At 64.6% G+C, this 22,843-nt stretch carries 11 protein-coding genes, 1 tRNA gene and 2 pseudogenes; 9 read left to right on the top strand and 5 right to left on the bottom strand.

Features of this window, described 5'->3' with window-relative positions; translation table 11 throughout:
• Positions 1-160: 160 nt before the first annotated feature.
• Positions 161-1,810 carry an alkaline phosphatase D family protein gene (locus IM784_RS05575; protein WP_199554320.1) on the bottom strand — a complete coding sequence of 550 codons (1,650 nt, stop codon included), beginning with the start codon at positions 1,808-1,810 and terminating at the stop codon, positions 161-163.
• Between the two features lie 204 nt (positions 1,811-2,014).
• Here IM784_RS05575 and IM784_RS05570 point away from each other — a divergent pair, with 204 nt between their 5' ends.
• Complete coding sequence (locus IM784_RS05570; RefSeq protein WP_199554629.1) at positions 2,015-2,806, top strand: class II aldolase/adducin family protein; 792 nt, start codon at positions 2,015-2,017, stop codon at positions 2,804-2,806.
• A 295-nt stretch (positions 2,807-3,101) separates the two neighbouring features.
• Here the strand turns inward: IM784_RS05570 and IM784_RS05565 are convergent, their stop codons facing one another.
• Complete coding sequence (locus IM784_RS05565) at positions 3,102-3,467, bottom strand: hypothetical protein (RefSeq protein ID WP_199554319.1); 366 nt, start codon at positions 3,465-3,467, stop codon at positions 3,102-3,104.
• Positions 3,468-5,136: 1,669 nt separating this feature from the next.
• Between IM784_RS05565 and IM784_RS17690 the strand changes: the two are divergent.
• From IM784_RS17690 to IM784_RS17060, 4 genes and pseudogenes are all read left to right on the top strand, one after another.
• Positions 5,137-6,885 (top strand): annotated as a pseudogene (locus tag IM784_RS17690) (TonB-dependent receptor); the annotation flags it as partial.
• Positions 6,886-7,052: 167 nt separating this feature from the next.
• Positions 7,053-7,247 (top strand): hypothetical protein, encoded by a 195-nt coding sequence (locus IM784_RS17070; protein WP_235976590.1) that lies wholly within the window; start codon positions 7,053-7,055, stop codon positions 7,245-7,247.
• Between the two features lie 2 nt (positions 7,248-7,249).
• A complete protein-coding gene (locus tag IM784_RS17065; RefSeq protein WP_328799458.1) occupies positions 7,250-8,281 on the top strand; it encodes an MFS transporter in 1,032 nt (343 codons plus the stop codon).
• Entirely contained in the window at positions 8,251-9,504 is a 1,254-nt protein-coding gene (locus tag IM784_RS17060; RefSeq protein WP_328799478.1) for a sulfatase-like hydrolase/transferase, read from the top strand. The genes IM784_RS17065 and IM784_RS17060 overlap by 31 nt, the downstream gene beginning before the upstream one ends.
• 73 nt (positions 9,505-9,577) lie before the next feature.
• Here IM784_RS17060 and IM784_RS05555 read toward each other — a convergent pair whose 3' ends face one another.
• Complete coding sequence (locus IM784_RS05555; RefSeq protein WP_199554317.1) at positions 9,578-13,093, bottom strand: indolepyruvate ferredoxin oxidoreductase family protein; 3,516 nt, start codon at positions 13,091-13,093, stop codon at positions 9,578-9,580.
• 67 nt (positions 13,094-13,160) lie between these two features.
• Positions 13,161-15,002 (bottom strand): annotated as a pseudogene (gene ilvD, locus IM784_RS05550) (dihydroxy-acid dehydratase); the annotation flags it as partial.
• 96 nt (positions 15,003-15,098) lie between these two features.
• Between ilvD and IM784_RS05545 the strand changes: the two are divergent.
• The 4 genes from IM784_RS05545 (at position 15,099) to IM784_RS05530 (ending at position 22,377) form a co-directional block, all read left to right on the top strand.
• The gene (locus tag IM784_RS05545; protein WP_199554315.1) at positions 15,099-15,788 is read left to right on the top strand and encodes a Crp/Fnr family transcriptional regulator; all 690 of its coding nucleotides are present in this window, start codon (positions 15,099-15,101) and stop codon (positions 15,786-15,788) included.
• Between the two features lie 235 nt (positions 15,789-16,023).
• Positions 16,024-17,526: an aldehyde dehydrogenase gene (locus IM784_RS05540; protein ID WP_235976587.1), complete on the top strand. Its 1,503-nt coding sequence runs from the start codon at positions 16,024-16,026 to the stop codon at positions 17,524-17,526.
• A gap of 140 nt (positions 17,527-17,666) precedes the next feature.
• Complete coding sequence (locus IM784_RS05535; RefSeq protein WP_199554314.1) at positions 17,667-20,018, top strand: TonB-dependent receptor; 2,352 nt, start codon at positions 17,667-17,669, stop codon at positions 20,016-20,018.
• A gap of 196 nt (positions 20,019-20,214) precedes the next feature.
• A complete protein-coding gene (locus IM784_RS05530) occupies positions 20,215-22,377 on the top strand; it encodes a PQQ-dependent dehydrogenase, methanol/ethanol family (RefSeq protein ID WP_199554313.1) in 2,163 nt (720 codons plus the stop codon).
• 375 nt (positions 22,378-22,752) lie between these two features.
• Here the strand turns inward: IM784_RS05530 and IM784_RS05525 are convergent.
• Positions 22,753-22,828 (bottom strand) — tRNA-Lys (locus IM784_RS05525).
• Between the last annotated feature and the right edge of the window lie 15 nt (positions 22,829-22,843).

Below are 22,843 nucleotides of genomic sequence, written 5' to 3'. Positions count from 1 at the left end.
CCGGGCACAGCCCGCCCTCTCCGCTTGCACCGGCAAGCCAGAAGAAGAACGCGGCAAAGCCGCGTCGTCGGACGAGTTCGGGGGCCTGCAGGCCCCAGCCTCGCCGGCCGGGCTTGCGCCGGGTCCGCGAGCTACGGCTGCGCCATAGTCGCGGCCGGCTTCAGCCCATCTGCAACCTTTTCTGCCCCGCACCCACTCGCCCGCGCGTCATGCTCGCCAGCTTCGGCGCATGCCCGGTCACCGGCGCCGTAAACCGCCACTCGCAAACCGCCTCCGCCGGCGTCAGCGTCACCTGCATATAGCCCCGCCCGGACGTATCCGCCCATTTCAGCGTCGGGTTCGCCGCCACCATCGCAGCAGCCAGCGCCCCCGGCTCCGCCGCCCGCAGATAGGCCTCCAGCCCCGGAGACGTCACCGACTGCCCGGCAAACTCCACCCCCGCCGGCCGCCCGTCGTTCACCAGATCGCTCGCCCAGCCATTGTGGCTGTCGCCCGCCAGCACCACCAGATCCACCCCCTGCCGCTGCGCCGTCGACAGCACCCGCGCCCGCGCCGCCGGATAGCCGTCCCACGCATCCAGGTTGAACGGCAGCCCCACGCGCGAAGCCATTTCCGCCGCCCCCAGCGCCGCGGCCACCTGCCCGCCCGCATTCGGCCCCGCCATCTGCGAAGCCCCCGCCGGCGCCTTCAGCTTCCCCATCACCACCTGCTGCGCCAGCACCTGCCAGCGCACGCCGCGCCGTGCCGCCGCCTGCATCTCGCCAAACAGCCACTGCTCCTGCGGCACCCCCAGCAGCTGCCGGTTGCCCGCCACCCAATCCTCGTCCCGCAGCCGCTTCAGCGCCGTCATCGTATCCGGCCCGCGCTTGATCGCCTCGCCCACGTCCAGCGGCTCGTCCCGCCCGGCCAGCCGCGTATCCAGCCGGTACAGCGTCGCCAGCCGGCCGATGTCATACGTCGCCCAGCTCTGGTCCGAAACCGGCATCCAGTCGCGATAGGCCGCAGTCGCCGCCTTCACCCGATCCGCCCACACCCCCTCGTTCGGCTGCTGGTTCTCCGCCCCGCCGCGCCAGGCATCGTTGGCGATCTCATGGTCGTCCCACATCGCCACCCAGGGCACCCGCGCATGCAGCGCCTGCAGGTCCGCATCCGCCCGATAGCTCCGATAGCGCGCCCAGTAATCCTGCCGCCGCACCGCCTCGCCCGCCGGCTCGATCACCCGCCCGTCCACCGCCTTTGCCGGATAGGTGCCCCGCGCATATTCATAGATATAGTCGCCCAGATGCACGGCCAGATCGATGTCGTCGGCCGCCACCGCATGGCCATAGGCGTTGAACCAGCCGAACGGCAGGTTGGAGCAGGAAAACACCCCCATCCGGAACGCCCCAGGAGCCCCCTCCGGCAAGGTCTTCGTCCGCCCGATCTCCGAACGCACATTCTTCTCCGGCCCGATGAAGCGGTAATAATAGACCCGCCCCGGCGCCAACCCCTTCACCACCGTCCGTGCAGTCCAGTCGCGGCTCGGATCGGCATAGGTCTCCGCCACCACCTTCGCCCGCGCCATCCTGGGATCGCTCGAAATCTCCAGGCTTAGCGGCACCACCCGCTCGCCCGTCCCCTGATAGCGCGTCCAGAACAACATGCTCGTCGGCCCGGGCTCGCCGCTCGCCACCCCATGGCTGAAACCGCCCAATATCGTCGGCTGCTGCTTCTTCCGCTGCGCCCAGGCATCGCCCGGCAGCAGCAGCCCCGTGCCCGCCAAGGCACCCGCCGCCAGCAGATCCCGCCGCGAGAAATCCCTTTCACCCATGTCTGTCACTCATGTCTGTCACTCATGTCTGTCACCCATGTGCTTTCCTTTTCCCCCGGCGGATAAACGCAATCGATGACAGGCCGATCGCGCGCAGTCATGGCCCGCCCCAAACGCCGGTTCAATACCGCATCGCAGACTCTCTCAAGAAAGGGTCGCGCAACGGCCCCCGGCACGATATCTTCTCGCCCAAGGGAGAAGATGATGGCCACGCAACTGAAACCGCAATCCACCGGGTCTCTGGCAGACGTCCGCTCGCAGGTATCCGAAGAGGAATGGGCGCTCCGTGTCGATCTCGCCTGCGCCTACCGGCTGGTCGCCCACTATGGCTGGGATGACCTCATCTTCACCCATCTCTCGGTCCGCGTGCCGGGGCCAGAGCACCATTTTCTCATCAACCCCTACAACCTGATGTTCGATGAAATCACCGCCTCGTCGCTGGTAAAGATCGACATCCACGGCAACCCGGTGATGGAAACCCCCTACGTCACCAACCCGGCCGGCTTCACCATCCACTCCGCCGTCCACATGGCCCGCGAAGACGCCCACGCCGTCATGCACCTGCACACCCCCATGGGCCAGGCCGTCTCCGCCCAGTCCGAAGGGCTGATGCCCCTCACCCAGACCGCCATGCTCATCCGCGACGAACTGGCCTACCACCACTATGAAGGCGTCGCCGTAGACCTCGACGAACGCGAAAGACTGGTAGCCGACCTGGGCAGCAAAAACGCCATGATCCTCCGCAACCACGGCACTCTCGCAGTAGGTGAAACCGTAGGCGAAGCCTTCATCCGCCTCTATTTCCTCGAACGCGCCTGCGAAGCCCAGATCCACGCCCTCTCCGGCGGCCTGCAACTCCTCAACCACCCCCCGCAAGGCACCCCCGAAAAATCCGCCGACCAGGGCCGCGCCGGCCTCAAAATGGTAGGCAACCTCCTCGCCTGGCCAGCGCTCCTCCGCAAAATGGACAGAGAAAGCCCCGGCTTCCGCGACTGAGCCTCGCCTCCGGCGGGGCGGGCTCTGCCCGCCACCCGGCCCCCGGATCCCCTGCTTTCGCAGGGGCAGGCAAGTCCGGGGCAGGCGTCCAATGATTTCCCTGCACCCTCGATGTTTGGTGGCAGATCGGAGAGGTTGGGGCGAGGCTGAATTTTCTCGATTGCCTGCAGCGCCGGGTCCGCGTCGCGCGACACTTCAGCCATAAACGCCGACCAAACCCCACCTCAAAACCCACCTCAAAACCCACCTCAAAACCCACCTCAAAACCCACCTCGAAACCCACCTCAAAACCCGCTCAGGCTGAGCTTGTCGAAGCCCCACCCGGGTTAAGTATACTGTCCCCGGAATGCTCGCTGTCATGCGCATAGACGTCGGGACCCGCGTGCGAGAGATTGCCGCGGCCGTCCCAGCTCAGCGGGGTGTTGCCGGCCTTCGCATACTGGTCCAGCGCGGTCGTCGTATAGGCGCGCTGCACATTGTAATGCCCGCTCCACGCATAGGCGTCGTTCGTGCGGCTGCTGCTGGTGATCTGACCCACCCGGCTGTAGCCCTGGCTCCAGCTGACATCCGAGGCCGTGCCCGATAGATCGTGCGACAGGCCCTGCAGACGACCCTGACCATCATAGCCAAAGCTGCTGCTCGTCCCGTTGCCTAACGTCACCAGCGTCCGGCGGGAGGCGGTTAGGGCTGATTCAGTGCCGACGTGCGGCTGTCAGAGAGCGGCGGGAACCATCTAAATCAGTTACACAATACGCAATTCAGAGCCGAACAAATACGCTTAAATTCGTTCTTATGATGTATAATTGACAAGACATAAATTATATCTTCGGATGTCGATTTTGAATATGGTTAATCGATAATTTCAAGAACTTCTGGCAATGGCTCCCAATCTTTTGCTAGAAACTCAAAACATCCAACGCTATCGAGGTAGATCATGAAGTGTCGAGGCTTCCAATCGGAAATGTAAGGCGCCGGAACGTCTCGTCCCAATTCAACTATCCACGAAGAATCAATTATTTCAACTAAAGTGTCGTATGCATCTTCAATATGCCAAGCAGTACATAATCGTTCGCAGCGATTTCGAAATGCAAAAATCTGATTAAACTTGATTCCAGAATTCAATATCCCCTCATCTGAGCTATATTGATATCGGATCGTCGGAATAATACCAGAACAGTCCAAGTAGGCCTCTCGTGTAAAATCAGTTGATGGCGCGGGCACTGTATAAATAGGATGCTTCGTATCCACTGATCACCTCGGCCCAGGAGTTGGATTTAATATTCCGGTGCTATGGAGACCATTGCGTCGCAGTTGCGCAGTTAATCGTGCCTCTTCTGCAGTATTTCCAGTAACATTTACAGCATTCCACTGGGAACGTGGGATTCCGGCTCGCTGCAGCGCCTGTGCGGATCTTGTATTTAGCATTAAATTATTTCCATTTCGAACGATGTATTCGATGAGTACGTCCGCAGGCTTCATAGCGCCTGACCTCAGTGCACCTGCCAGAATTCCCGGGACAGCAGAATTCCGGGGACAGTATACTTAATTCTCCGGCCCAGCTGAAGCTGTAGCAGGCAGGTTTCGAGATCGACAAGGCAGGGTCCTGACGACCGAAACGTCGGGGGAGCAGCCACGGCATAGGTCTGTCCTACACGACCCAATCCGTGCCACCACAGCCGAATGCAGGCGCACTGCCAACCCGCATTGTCCGCTGTCCTACATCTCCGTCAAAAGCTACGCGCGCACCCGCGCCCATGCGCACGAGTCAGCGTGAAGTTTGGGAAGTTTCGCCCCCATAACCGGGGTGCAGGGGACAGATTCCCCTGCCGGGTGCAGGGCAGAACCCTGCCCGCCGGAGGCAAATCAGCGCGATACCTTCGCCTTCAACACCGGCTCTTCCGCCCCGACATCGATGCAGTGCACCCCGTTCACCTCGGGCCGAAGCCACCAGTCCTGGATATCGAGTTCGAGGAAAGCGACCGGCTGCTGGAGCGCGTCACCGTTTCCGGCGATATCGTCAGCCGCTGAGCCGCACTACGCCCGTCCACAGATTTTCTTTCTGGCATCTATAAATTCTACCAATAGAGTTGAGAAACAGGAACGAGCCGTCCTCTCATCAGGCTCCGCGGACTTTGAAAGCAGATTGCCCCGCGACACCAACGGCTAAAGCGCACGCAGTCCCAGGCGACAACGTCAGGCCTCGTGTTCCACCCCAAGTGAAGGATGGACATGATGATACACGCCAGCACCTGACGACCCCCGGGCCTCCTCTCCCTCCATAATTCCGGCCTGCCCGCCTGCCCACGCGCCTTTCGCGCGACGGCGGAGCCATGCCCCGCCTCCTGAAAGGTTTTTCCCGCGTGACATCTACGCGAACGCTTCCGCTTGCCTTTGCGACAACGCTGCTGGCGGCCCCCTATGCTGCGAGCGCCCAGCAAGCCGAAACCATCGAGCTTGCGGCCGCCGACGCGGCCGCAGATGCCGGTGAGTTCGCCGACAGCTCGCTCGACATCCTTGTCACTGCCCGTCGCCGCGAAGAGCGCGCGCAGGATGTGCCGGTTGCCTTCAGCGTCGTCTCTGCCGACACGCTGGCGCAGACCGGCGCGGTCAACCTGCAGCAGATTTCGCAGCTGGTCCCCTCGCTGCAGCTCTTCTCGTTCAACCCGCGCAACACCAACATCAACATTCGCGGCCTTGGCTCCAACGTGGCACTGGCGAGCGACGGCTTCGAGCAGGGCGTCGGCATCTTCATCGACGGCGTCTATTACGGCCGCATCGGCCAGTCGCAATTCGATCTGGTCGATCTGCAGCAGGTGGAAGTGCTGCGCGGGCCGCAGGGCACGCTGTATGGCAAGAACACCACGGCCGGCGCCATCAACATCACCACCCGCGCCCCCAGCTTCGAGCCGGAGGGCAGGGCGGAAGTAAGCTTCGGCAACTATGGCCGCAAGGAATGGCGCTTCTCCGCCTCGGGGCCGCTGATCGCCGACGTCGCCGCGCTCCGCCTCAGCGCTGCCTGGAGCAAGCGCGACGGCACGATCCACAACGTCCACACCGATCGTAACGTGTTCGATCAGGACAACCTCTCACTGCGCGGACAGCTGCTGCTGCGGCCGGCGGACGCCCTCGAAATCCGCATCATCGGCGACCTGTCGCAGTCTCGCACGGAATGCTGCGTCCAGTCGCTGGTCAGCCAGTTCAGTGCGTATGACAATGGCGCCGTCATCGCCAACAACTTCGCCCAACGCGTCGCCCGGGCGGGCTACACACCGCTGCCCTTCACGCCGTTCGATCGCCAGGTCGATGCCGATGGCCGCTTCCGCGCCGACATGGACGGCTATGGCGTATCTGGCCAGGTCGACTGGGATCTCGGCGGCGCCACCCTCACCTCTATCACAGCAGCCCGCTGGTGGGACTGGAACCCCGCCAACGACGGCGACCAGATCGGCCTTCCCGCCATCACCGTCGCCCAGCAGGCAAACCGGCAGCGCCAGTTCAGCCAGGAACTGCGCCTTGGCTCCAATGGCGAGCGCACGCTCGACTGGCAGGTGGGGCTTTACTATTTCCGACAAGTCATCCGTGGCTATGGCGCCACCGGCTATGGCAGCGCCGCACCGAACTGGTTCCTGCCGGCCGTTCCTGCCGCCGTTTCGGTGCCGGCGATCAGCGGCTTCGTCGCCGAGAGCTATTCCGATCCGCGCACCTGGAGCTACGCCGGCTTCGGCCAGCTCAGCTGGTCGCTGACCGACCGGCTGAAACTAACCGGCGGTCTCCGCCTCACGCACGAGAAGAAAAGCGGCACCTATTCGCAGTGGCAGGCATCCGGCGCCAACCTGAGCCTGCTGCCACCGGCACTCGCTGCCGCCGCACAGGGCATCCGCAACAGCTTCAACCCTGTGGCCAGCGTCGAATCGAGCTTCAGCAACACCAGTCTCTCCGGGCTCGTCAACGCCTCCTATGAGGTCGGCAGCGACGCCATCGTCTATGCCTCATACCAGCGCGGCGAGAAGTCCGGCGGCCTCAACCTTTCGGTACTTCCGGCCGGAATCGAACCGGATGTGAAGCCGGAAACCGTCGACAATTTCGAAGTCGGGCTGAAGTCGCAGTTCTTCGACCGCCGGCTCACGCTGACGGCAGCCAGCCGGTCGGCTCCATCGGGGGGCGCGCTTCCGAACTCTATGCCAGCGCCGACTGGAACTACCGCTCCAGCTACTACACCAACGTCTCCAACAGCCGCTGGTCGCTGGTGGACGGCTACGGCCTGCTGGGCGGGCGGATCGGCCTCCGCAGCGAAGACGGCATCCTCGATCTCTCGGTCTTCGCCCGCAACCTGCTCGACAAGGATCACTACCAGACGCTCTCCCCCAACGCCTACGGCGTGGTCACCGCCATCCTCGGCGAACCCCGCACCTGGGGCGTCACCCTGCGCTCGAGGTTCTGACCATGGCCAGTATCGCCTTCCTGCCTGGATATGCCGAAACGCGTTCGACGCAGCTTCCGGCCGGAAGGCTGGCGGCGCTGTCGTCGCTCGCCTGGCCGATGGCCACTGCCGGGCTGCCGCTCGGCGTGCTGCTGCCCGCCATCTACGCCCAGCAATATGGCGTGCCTTTGGCGATGCTCGGGCTGCTGTTTCTCGTCTGCCGCATCTGGGACGCCGTCACCGATCCGCTGATCGGCGCGCTTTCCGATCGCACGCGCAGCCGCTGGGGCCGCCGCAAGCCGTGGATCGCCGCCGGCGCCGTGCTGTTTGGGCTGTTCGCCTTCCTGCTGTTCTTCCCGCAGGGCGAGGTGACGACGCTGTCGCTCGGCCTCATCCTCTTTGCCTTTTACCTCGGCTGGACGATGATCCAGATCCCGTTTGCGGCCTGGACGGGCGAGATTTCCGGCGAATATCACGAGCGCACCCGCGTGCAGACCTTCCTGCACGTCTCCACCGCCGCAGCGCTGTTCGCCACACTTCTCATCCCGACTTTCCTCGATCAGGTCCGCCCGGGCGACAACGCGCTGAAACTGGCGGCGATGGGCGGCTTCGTACTCGTCACCCTCGCCATCTCGGTGCCGCTGGCGCTGCGCTCCTTCCCCGAGCCGAAGCCCGGCCCGGAGGGCGAGCGCGCCAGCCTCGGCGAAACCCTGCACGCCGTCGCCTCCGACCGCCTGCTGCTCCGCATCCTCGCCTCGGATTTCGCCGTGTCGCTGGGGCAGGGCATCCGCGCCTCGCTGATCGTCTTCTATGTCAGCTTCGTTATGGGCCGCCCGGAATGGGGCGCCGGGCTCTATCTGCTGCAATTCGCCTTTGGCATCGCCGCCGGCCCGATCTGGCTGAAGATCGGCCGCCGCTTCGGCAAGCATCGTACCGCGGTCGTCGGCGAGATCGCGCAGGTCGGAATCAACCTCGGCCTGCTGGCGGTCACGCGCGACGCCTTGGCGAAGCGGGCTATGCGACGCTGCTGTCGGGCAAATGGCATCTGGGCCTGACGCCGGAGCAGGACCCGCACGCCCGCGGTTTCCAGCAGAGCTTCACCCTGCTGCAGGGCGGGCACAACCATTTCGGCCTTGGCGCTTCGCAGGATCTCACCGTCTTCAACGCTACCTACCGCGAAAACGGCAAGCCGGTGACCGTGCTTCCCACCAACTTCTTCTCGTCGGACACCTTCGCCGGCAAGCTGATCGGCCAGCTCGGCAATGTGCCGAAAGACAAGCCCGTCTTCGCCGTCCTCACCTTCACCGCCCCGCACTGGCCGCTTCAGGCCCGGCCGGAGGACATTGCCCGCTTCAAGGGCCGGTACGACGCGGGCTATGAAGCCCTGCGCACGGAACGCCTGGCCCGCCAGACGCAGCTGGGGCTGCTGGCCCCGGGCACAGTCCCGCACGAGATACAGGGCAGGAAATGGGCCGAGCTCAGCCCGGCGGAACAGGCAAAACAGGCCCGCCTCATGGAAATCTATGCCGCGATGGTCGCCAATCTCGACAGCAATGTCGGCCGCGTCGTCGCCGAGCTGAAGCGGCAGGGCCGCTATGATGACACCGTCATCCTCTTCTTCTCCGACAATGGCGCGGAGGGGATGAATGTCTCCGACCTGAAGCTGGGGCCGCTATCCGAGCGGCTTGCAAAGGTCGACAACAGTCTCTCCAACCTGGGAGCCGCCAGCAGCTATGAAAGCTATGGCCCGGGCTGGGCGCAGGCGGCCACCTCGCCAAGCTGGCTCTACAAGGCCTTCCAGAGCGAAGGCGGAACCCGTTCGCCGGCCATCCTGAAGGTGCCGGGCGTCACCAAAGCCGGCGGCATCGCGCGCTGGAATGCCCACATCACCGATGTCGCACCCACCGTCCTCGACTTCGCAGGGGTCGCCGAAAAGCGGACAGTTGCCGGACAGGCCGTAAAGCCGATCAGCGGCAATAGCTGGAAACCCGTCCTCGCTGGCACAGCGCAAGCCGTTCGCGGCCCGACCGACACAATCGGCGGCGAACTGTTCGGTTCGCGCAAGCTGCGCCAGGGCGACTGGAAGATCACCGATATCGGCGATGGCAAGTGGAAACTGTTCAACCTGGCGCAGGATCCCGGCGAAACGCGGGACCTCTCGGCCGACCAGCCGCAACGATTCCAGGCCATGCAGGATGCGTGGGCCCGATGGGCCGGAAGCGTGGGCGTGGCGCTGCCAGACAGAGTTTTGCCGCGCCCTGAACTGAACACACGTTGAGGCAGGTGAACGGTCAGTGTCCATACTTCCTTCAAACTGGCGCACTGGCGAAATCGCTCGGGAACGAAGGAGCTTAAGCGCCCATATGCGCCTTAACCCATTTCGCGGTTACTGGCTTTTTCTGACCCAGTTCCTCGCGCAGCTCCGCGTGTCTCTCGTGAAGCCGATCGATGTTGCGCAACTTCACATCCTCATAGCCGCGCGCCAGATCGGGCAGTTCCAGCAGCTGCACCAGCGTGCCATGGTCGTCGACACCGATCCGTCCTGCGACATCGTCGATGATCGCCTCATAGTCGGTTATCAACTGCCGTTCCGCCCGCCGCACCCGGGTCGCGCCGAACAGGTCGAAGGCGGATCCGCGCACGCCCTTCATCCGCGCCAGAACGCGTGCAACCGGGATGAACCAGCCCCCCAGATGCACCTTCTTGCGAACCCCCAGCGCACGCAGGAAGGTTGGATGCAGCAGCCACTTCACCTTTTGCGTGCTGTTGATCTCGCCCGAAGCCCGCGCCTCGTCATAATGGGCCACCATCAGCCGGGCGACTTCATACTCATCCTTGTAGGCCAGCAGCTTGTAGAGGTTGAGGGCAACCGCCGCAGTCAGGCGCGTGTCGGCCCCTCCGCCGCGCATCTCTGCCGCCCGAACGACCCCGAGCCGAGACAGATAGTGCCCTGCCAGAGCGGCATCCTGAAAGGCCACCAGCTCCGCCACCCGCAGATGCACCCGGTCGGCAAGCTCGGGCGGAAGGTCCAGATGGGCGATCGCCGCCTGCAGATCCGGCTCCACGGCCGCGCGCGACGCCGCCGGCTTTGCTTCCGGCTCCAGCAGAGACTTCAGCACGGCCGGCTCGGCCACCGCAATCCGCCCCCAGCGCAGGGCGTTGAGGTTCACCTCCACCGATACGCCGTTCATGCGGATTGCCGCTTCCAGCGCGTTCAACGGCAACGGCAGCGCCCCCGCCTGATAGGCCGCCCCCACCAGCAGCAGATTGGCGGCCACCTCGTTGCCGAACAACCGGCGAGACAGCGTCAGCGCGTCGATCAGGATCGGGTCCGGGCGCGTAACGGCGGCAAGGCGCCCGCGCAGCATCTCGGATGGCGGTGCGATCCGGTTCACATCGCTCACCATCGCCCCCGTGGGCACCGCGTCGCCATTGGCCACCAGCACCGTGCGCTGCGGGCTGGCGACCACGATGTTGGAACGGTCCGCCGCCGACAGAAGATCGAAGGCCAGAAACAGGTCCGCGCCGCCCGCCGGAACCCGGCTGGCGCCTGCCCGCTCTTCCATCGCGATGCGCAGGTGGGAAACCACCGGCCCTGCCTTCTGGCTTGATCCGGTCTGGTCCATGCCGCGCACGGTTCTTCCCGCCAGCGCGCCGGCCATGCCCAAGATCTGGTTTACCGTCACCACGCCCGTGCCGCCGATCCCCGCCATAACGATGGCGAAATCCGCTTCCGGCACGCAGAACACCGGCTCGGGAAGGGCGATCTCCGGCATCACCACAGGCTTGCGGCGGCGGGGCGCGGCAGCGCCCTCGATCGTCATGAACGAAGGGCAATCGCCCAGCAGGCATGAAAAATCCTGATTGCACGATGTCTGGTTGATCCGAGTCTTCCGGCCGAACTCGGTCACCACCGGCTCCACGCTCAGGCAGTTGGACTTCACGCCGCAATCGCCGCAGCCTTCGCACACCCGCTCGTTGATCAGCACCCGGCGCGGCTTGCTTTCCAGCTTGCCGCGCTTGCGCAGGCGGCGCTTTTCCGCCGCGCACTGCTGGTCGTGGATCAGCACGGTCACGCCGCTGACACTTGCCAGCTCTTTCTGCACCTCCTGTAGTTCATCCCGGTGCCGAACCGTGGCGATCGGGCTCAGCTGCTGGCCGCGATAGCGCTCAGGCTCATCTGCCGTCACGATAATGCGCTTCACGCCTTCGGCCGCCAGCTGATCCACGATGGAGCGGACAGGCTGCCCGGCAAAGACCGATTGCCCGCCCGTCATGGCGACAGCGGAATTATAGAGCAGCTTGTAGGTGATGTTGGTGCCCGCCGCGACCGCGTTGCGGATCGCCAGGCTGCCCGAGTGGGCGTAGGTGCCGTCCCCCAGATTCTGGAAGAAATGCCCGGTGTCGGTGAAGCGCGACAGGCCCACCCACTGCGCCCCTTCACCGCCCATCTGCGTATAGCCCACCACGTCGCCCATCACCGGCCCCATCCAGAGCGTCATGATGTGGCAACCGATCCCGGCCCCGGTGACCGAACCTTTGGGCGTCTTCAACGAGCGGTTGTGTGGGCAGCCCGAACAGAAATAGGGGGAACGCGCTTCCGCCAGCGGCACGATCTGCGCCGGGGTGAGGACAGCCGGCTGGCTTTCCGCCAACCCTAGCCAGCGCGCGACCGCCACCCGGATCAGGTCGACGGAAAGTTCGCCGCTTGCCGTCAGCAACGGCTTGCCGTCGGCGTCCTTCTTCCCGGCCACCCGCGGCGCGCCTTCGCGGCCATACAGGGCTTCCTTCAGGAAGGTCTCCACGAAGGGGCGCTTGTCTTCCACCACAAGCACGTCTTCCAGCCCCTCTGCAAAAGCGATCCCGATCGTCTCGTCGAACGGGAAAGGCATGCCGATCTTCAGCAGGCGGATTCCGGCCTGCTTCAGCGCACGGTCGTTCAATCCCAGCGCGTGCAGGGCTTCCCGCAGATCCTGATAGGCCTTGCCCACGGCTACGATCCCGCGCCGCGCGTCGGGCGCTGGGATCATGATCCGGTTGATGCCGTTCAGCCGCGCATAGTCGCGCGCCACGGCCAGCCGGCCATAATAGATCTCGCGTTCGCGCTCGATCATCGGGGCACCGGCCTGGTTGGGCTTCAGGTCAAGCTGTAGCGGCGCGCCATCCAGCGTCGCGTCCGGGATCACCGGCACAAGGCGGTCGGGATCGACATTGGCCGTGCCGAAGCCATCCGCCACGTCGGAGATCAGCTTCAATCCCACCCACAGGCCACAAGCGCGGGAAAGCGCATAGCCGTGCAGGCCGAAATCGATCACCTCCTGCACCGTGCCCGGATACAGGATCGGCATGTAGAAGCTCGAAAGGATCACGTTCGAATCCGCGGGCAGGATCGTCGAGCGCGCGTGCGGATCGTCGCCCGCCACCACCAGCACACCCCCATTTCGCGCCACGCCGTGGTAATTGGCATGGCGGAAGGCATCCGCCGCGCGATCGACACCGGGCGCCTTGCCGAACCACATGCCGAACACGCCGTCATGCTTCGCACCCGGCACCTGATGCAGCAGCTGCGTGCCATAGACGGCGGTCGCCGCCAGCTCCTCGTTCAGCCCCAGCTGATGTTGAACGGATTCCGCTTCGAACTGCTTCGAATTGCGCTGATATTCGGAATCCACCCCCCCCAGCGGAGAGCCCGGATAGCCGCACAGAAAGCCTGCCGTGTCGAGGCCCTGCCGCCGATCCGCGCGCGCCTGCTCCACCAGAATCCGCAGCATCGCCTGCATGCCCGTCAGGAAGATGGTGCCCGATCCCGCCGTGTAGCGGGTGTCGAGGCTGATGGGCGCCAGCGCCACGGCTGCTTGGTCAGTCACGGCCGGCGCTTTCAGTCGCCGGCACCGTGGCCCGGCTCTGGAAATCATACAGCTCGCGCAGCTGCCGCTGCAGGGCTGCCACATCGCGCACCGCCCCGGTCGAGGCAGAGGTCACCATCAGGCCATAGGCCTGCAACGCTTCCGAAACGCGGCGTTCGCGCTCGCCCGCCTGCCAGGGGCGCGGCCCGGCCAGCATCCGGCGCTGCCGTTCCGCCAGCACCTCGTCGCTCACCGCCAGATGGATGCGGCGTTCGGGGATGTCGATCTCGATCCGGTCGCCCGCCTCCACCAGCGCGATCAGTCCGCCGGCCGCCGCCTCGGGGGAGACATGGCCGATGGACAGCCCGGCCGAGCCGCCGGAGAAGCGCCCGTCGGTGATCAGCGCGCAACTGTCGTGCAGGCGGTTCGCCTTCAGAAGGCTGGTCGGCTTCAGCATTTCCTGCATGCCCGGCCCGCCGCGCGGCCCCTCGTAGCGGATCACCACCACGTCTCCAGGCACAACTCCGCCGTTGGAAATGCCCTCCTCGGCGTCGTTCTCGCTTTCGAAGATCACCGCCCGGCCAGTGAAGCGCAGGATGCTCTCCTCCACGCCCGCCGTCTTTACCACGCAGCCTTCTGGCGCCAGGTTCCCGAACAGGATCGCCAGCCCCCCATCGCTCGAATAGGCATGCGCCCCGTCGCGCACGCAGCCAGACACGCGGTCGGTGTCGAGGTCGTCGTGGCGCTTGTTCTGCGAAAAGGGCTGGATGGTGGGAACCCCGCCTGGGGCCGCCTTGAAGAAGTGCACGACCTCTTCGCTGGGCGATCCCATGATGTCGTAGCTGTCGATCGCCTGCCCGATGGTGGGGGCGTGCACGGTGGAACAGTGGCGGTGGATCAGCTTCAGCCTGTCAAGCTCGGCCAGAATCGAAAGCACGCCGCCCGCCCGGTGCACATCCTCGACATAATAGTCCGAACTCGAAGGCGCGAGCTTGCTCAGGTGCGGCGTTGATCGGGAGATGCGGTCGATATCGCGCATCCGGAAATCCACCTTGGCCTCATGCGCGGCGGCCAGCAGATGCAGGATGGTGTTGGTGGAACCACCCATCGCCACGTCCAACCGCATGGCGTTCTCGAATGCCTCGAAATTGGCGATCGCGCGTGGCAGCACGCTGTGGTCGTCATGCCCATAGTAGCGCCGGCACAGGCTGACGATCAGGTGCGCCGCCTGCACGAACAGCCCGCGACGGTCTGCGTGCGTCGCCAGCACAGTGCCGTTCCCCGGCAGGGCAAGACCCAGCGCCTCCAGCAGGCAGTTCATCGAATTCGCCGTGAACATGCCCGAGCAAGACCCGCAGGTGGGGCAGGCCGAGCGCTCGAAATGCGCGATCTTCTCGTCGGAAGAGGTCGGGTCCCCCTGTGCCACCAGCGCTTCCACGCCGGAAATCCGCTTTTCCGTCCCCGTCCAGTCGCTCCGACCGGCCTCCATTGGCCCGCCCGAGACGAAGACCGTCGGGATGTTCAACCGCAGCGCAGCGAGCAGCATGCCCGGCGTGATCTTGTCGCAGTTGGAAATGCACACCAGCGCGTCTGCGCAGTGCGAATCGACCATATATTCCACTGAATCGGCGATCAGGTCGCGCGAAGGCAGTGAATACAGCATCCCGTCATGGCCCATGGCGATGCCGTCATCCACAGCGATGGTGTTGAATTCCTTGGCGATGGCGCCCGCGGCTTCGATCTCGCCGACGACCAGCTGGCCGACCTCTTTCAAATGCACGTGGCCGGGCACAAACTGGGTGAAGCTGTTTGCCACGGCGATGATCGGCTTGCCGAAATCCTGTTCGCGGATTCCGGTCGCGCGCCACAGGGCACGCGCCACCGACGACGTGCGGCCGACCGTCGTGCGGTCCGAACGTAAGTTGACCATAAACTCCCCTCTCATTTGTCGGGAGCATAGCCCTGCGCAGGGCGGGTTGATGTCAATCGCTTTACATTTTTATGGGCCTGCGCAAACTTCGCGCGCATGGAGCGGACTGCGGAAATCGAAACTGTGCTGCGCCGGAACAGCTGGTTCCGGGATCAGGCGCCCGAACTGATGGACACGATCTTCCGGCATTCCGTCGGCATCAGCTACGCCCGCGGCAAGGTCATCTACTCGATGGGGGACCTGGGCGGGGCCTGCTACATGGTGATTTCGGGTGGGGCCCGGATCTCCTATTTTTCTGCCAGCGGCGAAGAGGTTTTGCTGTCGATCCACCGCGCGGGCGAGTGGTTCGGCGAGCTTTCCGAGATCGATGGCCTGCAACGGCCGAACACCGCAGTGGCGGGCCAGCGAACCGAATTACTGATGCTTCCGCGCGCAGGCCTCCGGCAAGTTGTTCAGGAAGCACCGGAATTCAACGCTTTCCTCGCCGGGCTGATGGCGGGCCACCTCCGCCGGGCGCTGGAACTGCTGATCCATCGGCAGATCCTTTCGGTTCGCGGTCGCATCGCACAGGTGCTCCTCGATTCGACGCCGAGCACCGGGGGCGGCCCGGAAATGCGCGGCATTTCCCAGTTCGATCTGGCCGCCATGGCCGGTGTCTCGCGGCAGACGGTCAGCAAGTTCCTGCAAGCCTTCCGGCGCGAAGGCATCCTTCACATCGGCTACCAACGCATCGAAATCCGGGACCGCCGCGCCCTTCGCGCGGTGATCGAGGAAGACCAGGAGTAATCGAAACTCAATTGTCTTCCGCTTGACAGTTTACGCCCAAACAATCGTGTATCCCCAACAGCGTTCCACGTGGCAGGCAAGCCTTGCGCCCGAAGAAGGCAGGCGGCCTGCAGCGGCGTGAACGGCGGGGCGAGGCAGCGGTAGCGCGCTGCCGGCCCGGAGCGAGGACAATGGGAGAGACCCTCCGTGCGGACAACAAGATCCGAGGGCAGGGGCGCAATTTGGGGAGATGCGGATGACTGCAGCCATGACACATGCGGGTGTTCCGATCGGGCATCCGGAACGGCTGTTCATTGACGGGGAATGGGTAATCCCCTCGTCCGACAGCCGGTTTTCGGTCATCAATCCTTCCAGCGAAGAGCTTTACGCCACCGTCGCCGAGGCGCAGGCGGCAGACATCCACCGCGCGGTTGCCGCCGCGCGCACCGCCTTCGACCATGGCCCCTGGCCGCGGATGAGCCACCAGGAGCGGGCCGCCCATCTGTCGGCGGCGGCCGCCATTCTGGCGCGCCGGGCCGGCGAGGCGGCCACCATCTGGGCCAGCGAAGTGGGCATCGTGAACACGTCCGCGCAGGCGCTCGTCTCGGGAATGCCCGATGCGCTCAGCTACTACGCCGGTCTGGCAGACAGCTTCCCGTTCATCGAACCCCGCCAGGGACAAGACCCGACGCGTCAGGCCTTCATCGTGCGCGAGCCTGTCGGCGTCGCGGCGCTGATCGTGCCGTGGAACTCGGCCCTTGCTCTGCTCCTCTATAAATCGTCGCCCGCGCTTCTGGCGGGCTGCACGCTCATCGTGAAGATGTCGCCGGAATCGCCGCTCGATGGCTATCTGATGGCGGAAGTCTTCGCCGAAGCCGGCATTCCCAGGGGCGTCTTCAACGTGGTGACGGCCGACCGTGAGGTATCCGAACTGCTGGTGCGCCACCCGGACGTAGACAAGGTCAGCTTCACCGGCTCGACGCTTGCCGGCAAGAAGATCGCCTCCATCTGCGGCGAACGGATCGCCCGTTGCACGCTCGAACTGGGCGGGAAATCGGCGGCGGTCGTGCTCGACGACTATGATGTCGGCAAGGTCGCAGAGGTCATCGCGGGCTCCACCTGCCTCCTCACCAATCAGGTCTGCTCGGCGCTGAGCCGCATAGTGGTCACGAAGTCCCGCCACGATGAAATGGTCTCGGCACTCGCCTCGGCCTTCGGCAGCATCCGCGTCGGCGATCCCTTCGATCCGACCACCCAGATGGGCCCGCTGGCCATGCGCCGCCAGCGCGACCGGGTGGAATCCTATATCGAGCGCGGCGTCAGCGACGGCGCCGTGCTGGCCACCGGCGGGCGCCGCCCCCGAGACCTGAACCGCGGCTTCTTCATCGAGCCGACGGTGTTCGGCGACGTCCCCCCCGATGCGGTGATCGCGCAGGAAGAGATTTTCGGCCCGGTCGTCACCGTGACCCCTGCCGAGAACGAGGCGCAGGCTGTAGAGATTGCCAACGGCACGCCGTTCGGCCTGAACAGCGCCGTCTTCACCAACGACATCCAGCGCGCCTATCGCGTGGCGCGCGGGCTGCGGGCCGGCACCGTGGGGCACAACAGCTTCCAGACGGATTTCACGGTCAGCTTCGGCGGCTTCAAGCAATCCGGGATCGGGCGCGAGGGCGGAACCGAAGGGCTGCTGCCCTATCTGGAGACCAAGACGATGATCCTGGATCGAACCCCGGATTTCCGCGAGCCGTTGACCAGCTGACAGACCGAAAATCGCCCGCCGCCGGACATGGGAGACCGGCCGCGAGCACGAGCAGAGCATCCTTTTTGAAACAGCAGATGAATGGCGGCGGGGCAGAACAGGCCCCGTGCACAAGCCATATATCCTTGGGAGGGAGACATATGAACATCAGGTTTCTGATCACCACCGGCCTGTGCGGAATCGCCGCCATGCTCGCCAACCCCGCCTTCGCGGCCGAAGGAGCTGCTGACGAATCCTCGTCGGCGGACGACATCATCGTCACCGCGAACAAACGGGAGCAATCCGCCAACAAGGTCGGAATCACCATCACCGCGCTGGGCGGCGAAGAGCTGGCCAGGCGCCAGATCTCTTCCCTGTCAGACGTGGCGAACGCGGTTCCGGGCCTAGTCTTCTCGCCCAGCACGGCAAACACGCCGATCTTCACGCTGCGCGGCGTCGGTTTCAACGAAAAGGCGCTCGGTGTCTACCCGGCCGTCAGCGTCTACCTGGATCAGGTTCCCCTGCCGTTCCCGGTTCTCGCCTCGCACGCAGCCTTCGATCTGGAACGCATCGAAGTGCTGAAGGGTCCGCAGGGCACGCTGTTCGGGCAGAACGCCACGGGCGGCGCCATCAACTATATTGCCGCCAAGCCCACCGACGAATGGATGGGCTCGGGAAGCCTCGGTTATGGCCGCTTCAACCGCGTCGAACTGAACGGCGTGGTCAGCGGGCCGGTGGCCGATGGAGTCGGCATCCGCCTGGCGGTGCAAGGTGTCCACTCCGGCGACTGGCAGCAGAGCGCCACCCGCGACGACACGCTGGGCAAGGAAGAATATCTGGCCGGCCGCCTGCTGGTCGATCTCAACATGTCAGGGCCGATCCGGGCTCAGCTCAACCTCAACGGCTGGATCGACAAGTCGGACCCGCAGGCCCTGCAATATTTCCTGCTGCTGCCCAACCCGCCCGGCGTGAACGAGGCCGTGCAGAACTTCCCGTTCGCGAACCTCAATCCCCGCTCGGCCGACTGGTCGACCGGCAAGTATCGCCCCCGCGCCGACCGCCGCTTCGGGCAAGCGGCGCTGCGCGTCGATGGAGACCTGACGAGCGACCTGACGATCACCTCGCTGACCTCGTTCATTGCCTTCAAGCAGGAGCAAACGGCGGATGGCGACGGCATGTCGCTGGCGCTGCTCAACAATTCGCCCGACGATGGCACGATCGATTCCTTCACGCAGGAACTGCGCATCGCCAACAATCCGGGCGGCCGGCTGAACTGGCTGGTCGGCGCCAACCTTGAGAAGAGCAAGGTGAAGCAGAGGCAGGATATCTACTTCCCGGACGGCAGCGTGAACAATCCGGGCAACCTCAACATCTTCCAGAACGCCAACCAGACCCGGCAGGATTTCTCCACCCTGGCGGCCTTCGTCAGCGGCGACTATGCCATTGCCGACCGCCTCACCCTGAAGGCGGGAATCCGCTACACCAGCTCGGAAATCAAGGCCAACCTCTGCGGGATGGACGCGGGCGACGGCCGCATCAACGAGCTCTTCACGCTACTGGGCAACCTGCTGAGTGGCACCGTTGTGCCGCCGCTGCAGCCCGGGGACTGCTACTCGCTGAACGAAAAGAACATTCCCGGCGAACCCTTCATCGACCGACTGAAGGAGGACAATGTCTCGTGGCGGGGCGGCCTGGACTTTCAGGTGAACCCGGACCTGCTCCTCTACGGCAACATCTCCAGAGGCTATAAGGCCGGCAGCTATCCCACCATCGCCGCTGCCACCACCGTGCAGCTCTCGCCCGCCAGGCAGGAGCATGTGACCGCCTACGAAGCCGGCTTCAAGGCCCGCATCATCGACCGCACGCTGCAGCTGAACGGCGCCGCCTTCTACTATGATTACGGCGACAAGCAGGTGCTGGGCAAAGTCCTCGACCCGATCTTCGGCCTGCTGGACAAGCTGATCAATGTGCCGAAATCCCGCATCATCGGGGCGGAACTGGAAGCCAGCTGGACCCCCTCCGACAACATCTCCGTCCGGGCGGGCGGCACCTACATCAACTCCCGCGTGCAGGATTACAGCGGCTACGACGTGCTGGGCGAGATTCAGGACTTTGCAGGTGTGGCGCTGCCCTTCACTCCTAAATGGACCTACTCGCTGGACGCGGAATACCACACGCCGGACCTGATATCCGGCGGCGAGTTCTTCGTCGGCGCCACGCTTACCGGCAAGTCCGCGCAGGATGCCGTATTCGCCGGAGACCGTGTCTCCCTGCCGGACCGGGAGGGCGCGAAGGTTGTCGACGACCTCGCCCACCCCTTCCACATCGACGCCTATGCAACGGTGGATGGACGCATCGGCTACAACGCCGACAGCGGCTGGCGGGCGATGGCCTATGTGAAGAATGCCTTCAACACATACTATATCGCCAACGTCATCCCCGGCGCCGACAACTCCGCGCGCTTCGCCGGCCGGCCGGTGACCTACGGCGTTGAGGTCGGTTTCGACTTCTGACGACCGGTGCCGCGTCCTCCCCAACTCAGCGCGGCCCGACTTCGGCCATGCCCCCCAACCGGGGGGCATGGCCAGTACTTTGCCCGGCCGGCACATATCGGCACGCACATATCGGTCGCACACGCCCGGCTGCCCCGAGAACAAGGCTGAAGAGATGGTGAATTCAACGAGGCTTTCCAAAGCTGCCAAAGCCCTGATGGCCGGGGTTTCCGTACCCCTCCTGGCCCTCGCCCTCGCCGGCTGTTCGGGGCACACCGCCGACCCGCAGCCCGGCGCGGAAGGCGCCGGTGCAGAGGTGGCAGCCACCGGTCGCCGGATCATCGCGGCAGACGCCGAGCCGCAGAACTGGCTGGCCCATGGCCGGAACTATCAGGAAACCCGCTTCAGCCCCCTGGACGAGATCGACGCCGGCAATGTGTCGAAGCTGGGGCTCGCCTGGTTCCACGATCTCGACACCAACCGCGGGCAAGAGGCCACGCCCCTCGTCGTCGACGGCATCATCTACACCACCAGCGCCTGGTCCAAGGTGCAGGCGCTCGATGGAGAGACCGGCAAGCTCCTCTGGCAGTTCGACCCGGAGGTCCCCGGAGAAACGGCGGTAAAGGCCTGCTGCGATGTCGTGAACCGCGGCGCAGCCTATTGGGAAGGCAAGCTGTTCGTCGGCACGCTCGATGGCCGCCTGATCGCGATCGACGCGAAGACCGGCAAGCAGCTCTGGTCCACCGTCACGGTCGACCAGTCGAAGAACTACACCATCACCGGCGCCCCGCGCGTGGTGAAGGGCCGCGTGATCATCGGCAACGGCGGCGCCGAATTCGGTGTGCGCGGCTATGTCTCGGCCTATGATGCCGAAACCGGCCAGATGGACTGGCGCTTCTACACCGTGCCCGGCGAGCCCGGAAAACCCGACGGCGCCGCCTCCGACGCGATCATGGCGAAACTCGGCGCCGCCACCTGGTCTCCCGATAGCTGGAAGCTCAGCAACGGCGGCGGTGGCGGCACGGTCTGGGATTCCATGGCCTATGATCCCGAACTCAACCTGCTCTACATCGGCGTCGGCAACTCCAGCTACTGGCCGAACCGCTTCCGCAGCCCCGCCTCGGCAGACGGTCGCAGCAACGACAATCTGTTCGTCGCCTCCATCCTCGCCCTGAGGCCGGAAACCGGCGAATATGTCTGGCACTATCAGCAGACGCCCGGCGACCAGTGGGACTACACCTCTACCCAGCACATGATCCTGACCGATCTCTCGATCGACGGGCAGAAGCGCAAGGTGCTGATGCAGGCGCCGAAAAACGGCTTCTTCTACGTGATCGATCGGGAGACAGGGAAGCTGATCTCGGCCGAACCCTATGCCACCGTGACATGGGCCAAAGGCATCGACATGAAGACGGGCCGGCCGATCATCAACCCGGCGGCAGACTATGACAAATCCGGCAAACCCTGGACGGCGCGGCCCGGAACCGAAGGCGCCCACAACTGGCCGCCGATGTCGTTCAGCCCGCGAACGGGGCTAGTCTATATCCCGACGCAAGAGCGCAGCTCGACCTTCATCGTAGACCCGGATTTCAAGCCGCTGGCCAAGGGCTACAACATCGGCCTCGACGTGGCGGCCACCCTGCCGCCCACCGATCGCAAGGTGGTGGATGGCGCCCGCAAGTCGATGAAGGGCTACCTTACCGCCTGGGATCCGGTAAACCAGCGCCTCGCCTGGCAGGTGCCGCAGGAAGCCCACGCCAATGGCGGCATCCTGTCCACCGCTGGAGACCTGCTGTTCCAGGGCGGCGCGCCCGGCCTCTTCTGGGCCTATGACGCAAGGACGGGGAAGCGCCTCTGGTCGTTCGACGCGCAATCCGGCGTGCTGGCCTCCCCTGTGACCTGGTCGAAGAAGGGCCGGCAATATGTCACGGTGATGTCCGGCTGGGGCACCAACGAAGCGATGGGCGCCGGCCCGATGGGCTGGTCCGACAAGGGGCCAAGGCGTAACATCAGCCGTGTGCTGACCTTCGCGCTGAACGGCAAGGCCAAGCTCCCTCCCGTGCCCGAACTGCCGAAAGCGGAACTGCAGCAGGTGAAGCAGTTCGCCGATGCCGCCACCATCGAACAGGGCCGGGTCCTCTTCCACCGCTCCTGCTTTGGGTGCCACGGCGTCCTTGCGATCAGTGGCGGCGTGATACCCGACCTGCGCCACTCCCCCACCATCGGTGATCCGGCGATGTGGTCGGCCATCGTCGCAGACGGTGCCCTTTCCGCCAACGGAATGGTGGGCTTCAAGGACAATTACTCGGCAAAGCAGATCGAAAGCATCCGCGCCTATGTGATCGCTCAGGCCAACAACTCCTCGGGGTTCGAGCCATGAGCGGGCAGGCTCACACCTCCGAAAGCGCCGAGGCGCCCATCGGTCTCGCCGCGACGCTCGCCATCGTGCCGATCGGCGCTAACGGCAACAACCGCAGATAAAGCTGCAAATCCGGTCAGCGGCAAACGGCCAGCAGGGCGTTCCAGAAACGGCGAGCAGCTCACTATCAGGCCAGATTCTAATCAAGCTCGGAGGAAAAGCAGGGGGTCAGGTCACGATCCCACTATTTTCGCCGAGTACAGGTCGGCCGCCAGTTCGAAGCGTCTGGCGAAGGCAGGTCTCAGGAAGGTAAAGGCGCAGGTGGATGGCCACGACAATTGAAGTAGCCGAAACGGCCTGCTAACATGTTGTTCTAGCAAGGAGAAAAACTGTGAATGGTGGACGCACTAGGGCTCGAACCTAGGACCCGCTGATTAAGAGTCAGCTGCTCTACCAACTGAGCTATGCGTCCGTACCATGGCGCGCG

This window comes from Sandaracinobacteroides hominis, from assembly GCF_016464365.1.
GTDB lineage: Bacteria > Pseudomonadota > Alphaproteobacteria > Sphingomonadales > Sphingomonadaceae > Sandaracinobacteroides > Sandaracinobacteroides hominis.
The sequence above is the reverse complement of the archived record's forward strand: the minus strand, read 5'-3'. Positions and strand labels throughout refer to the sequence as shown.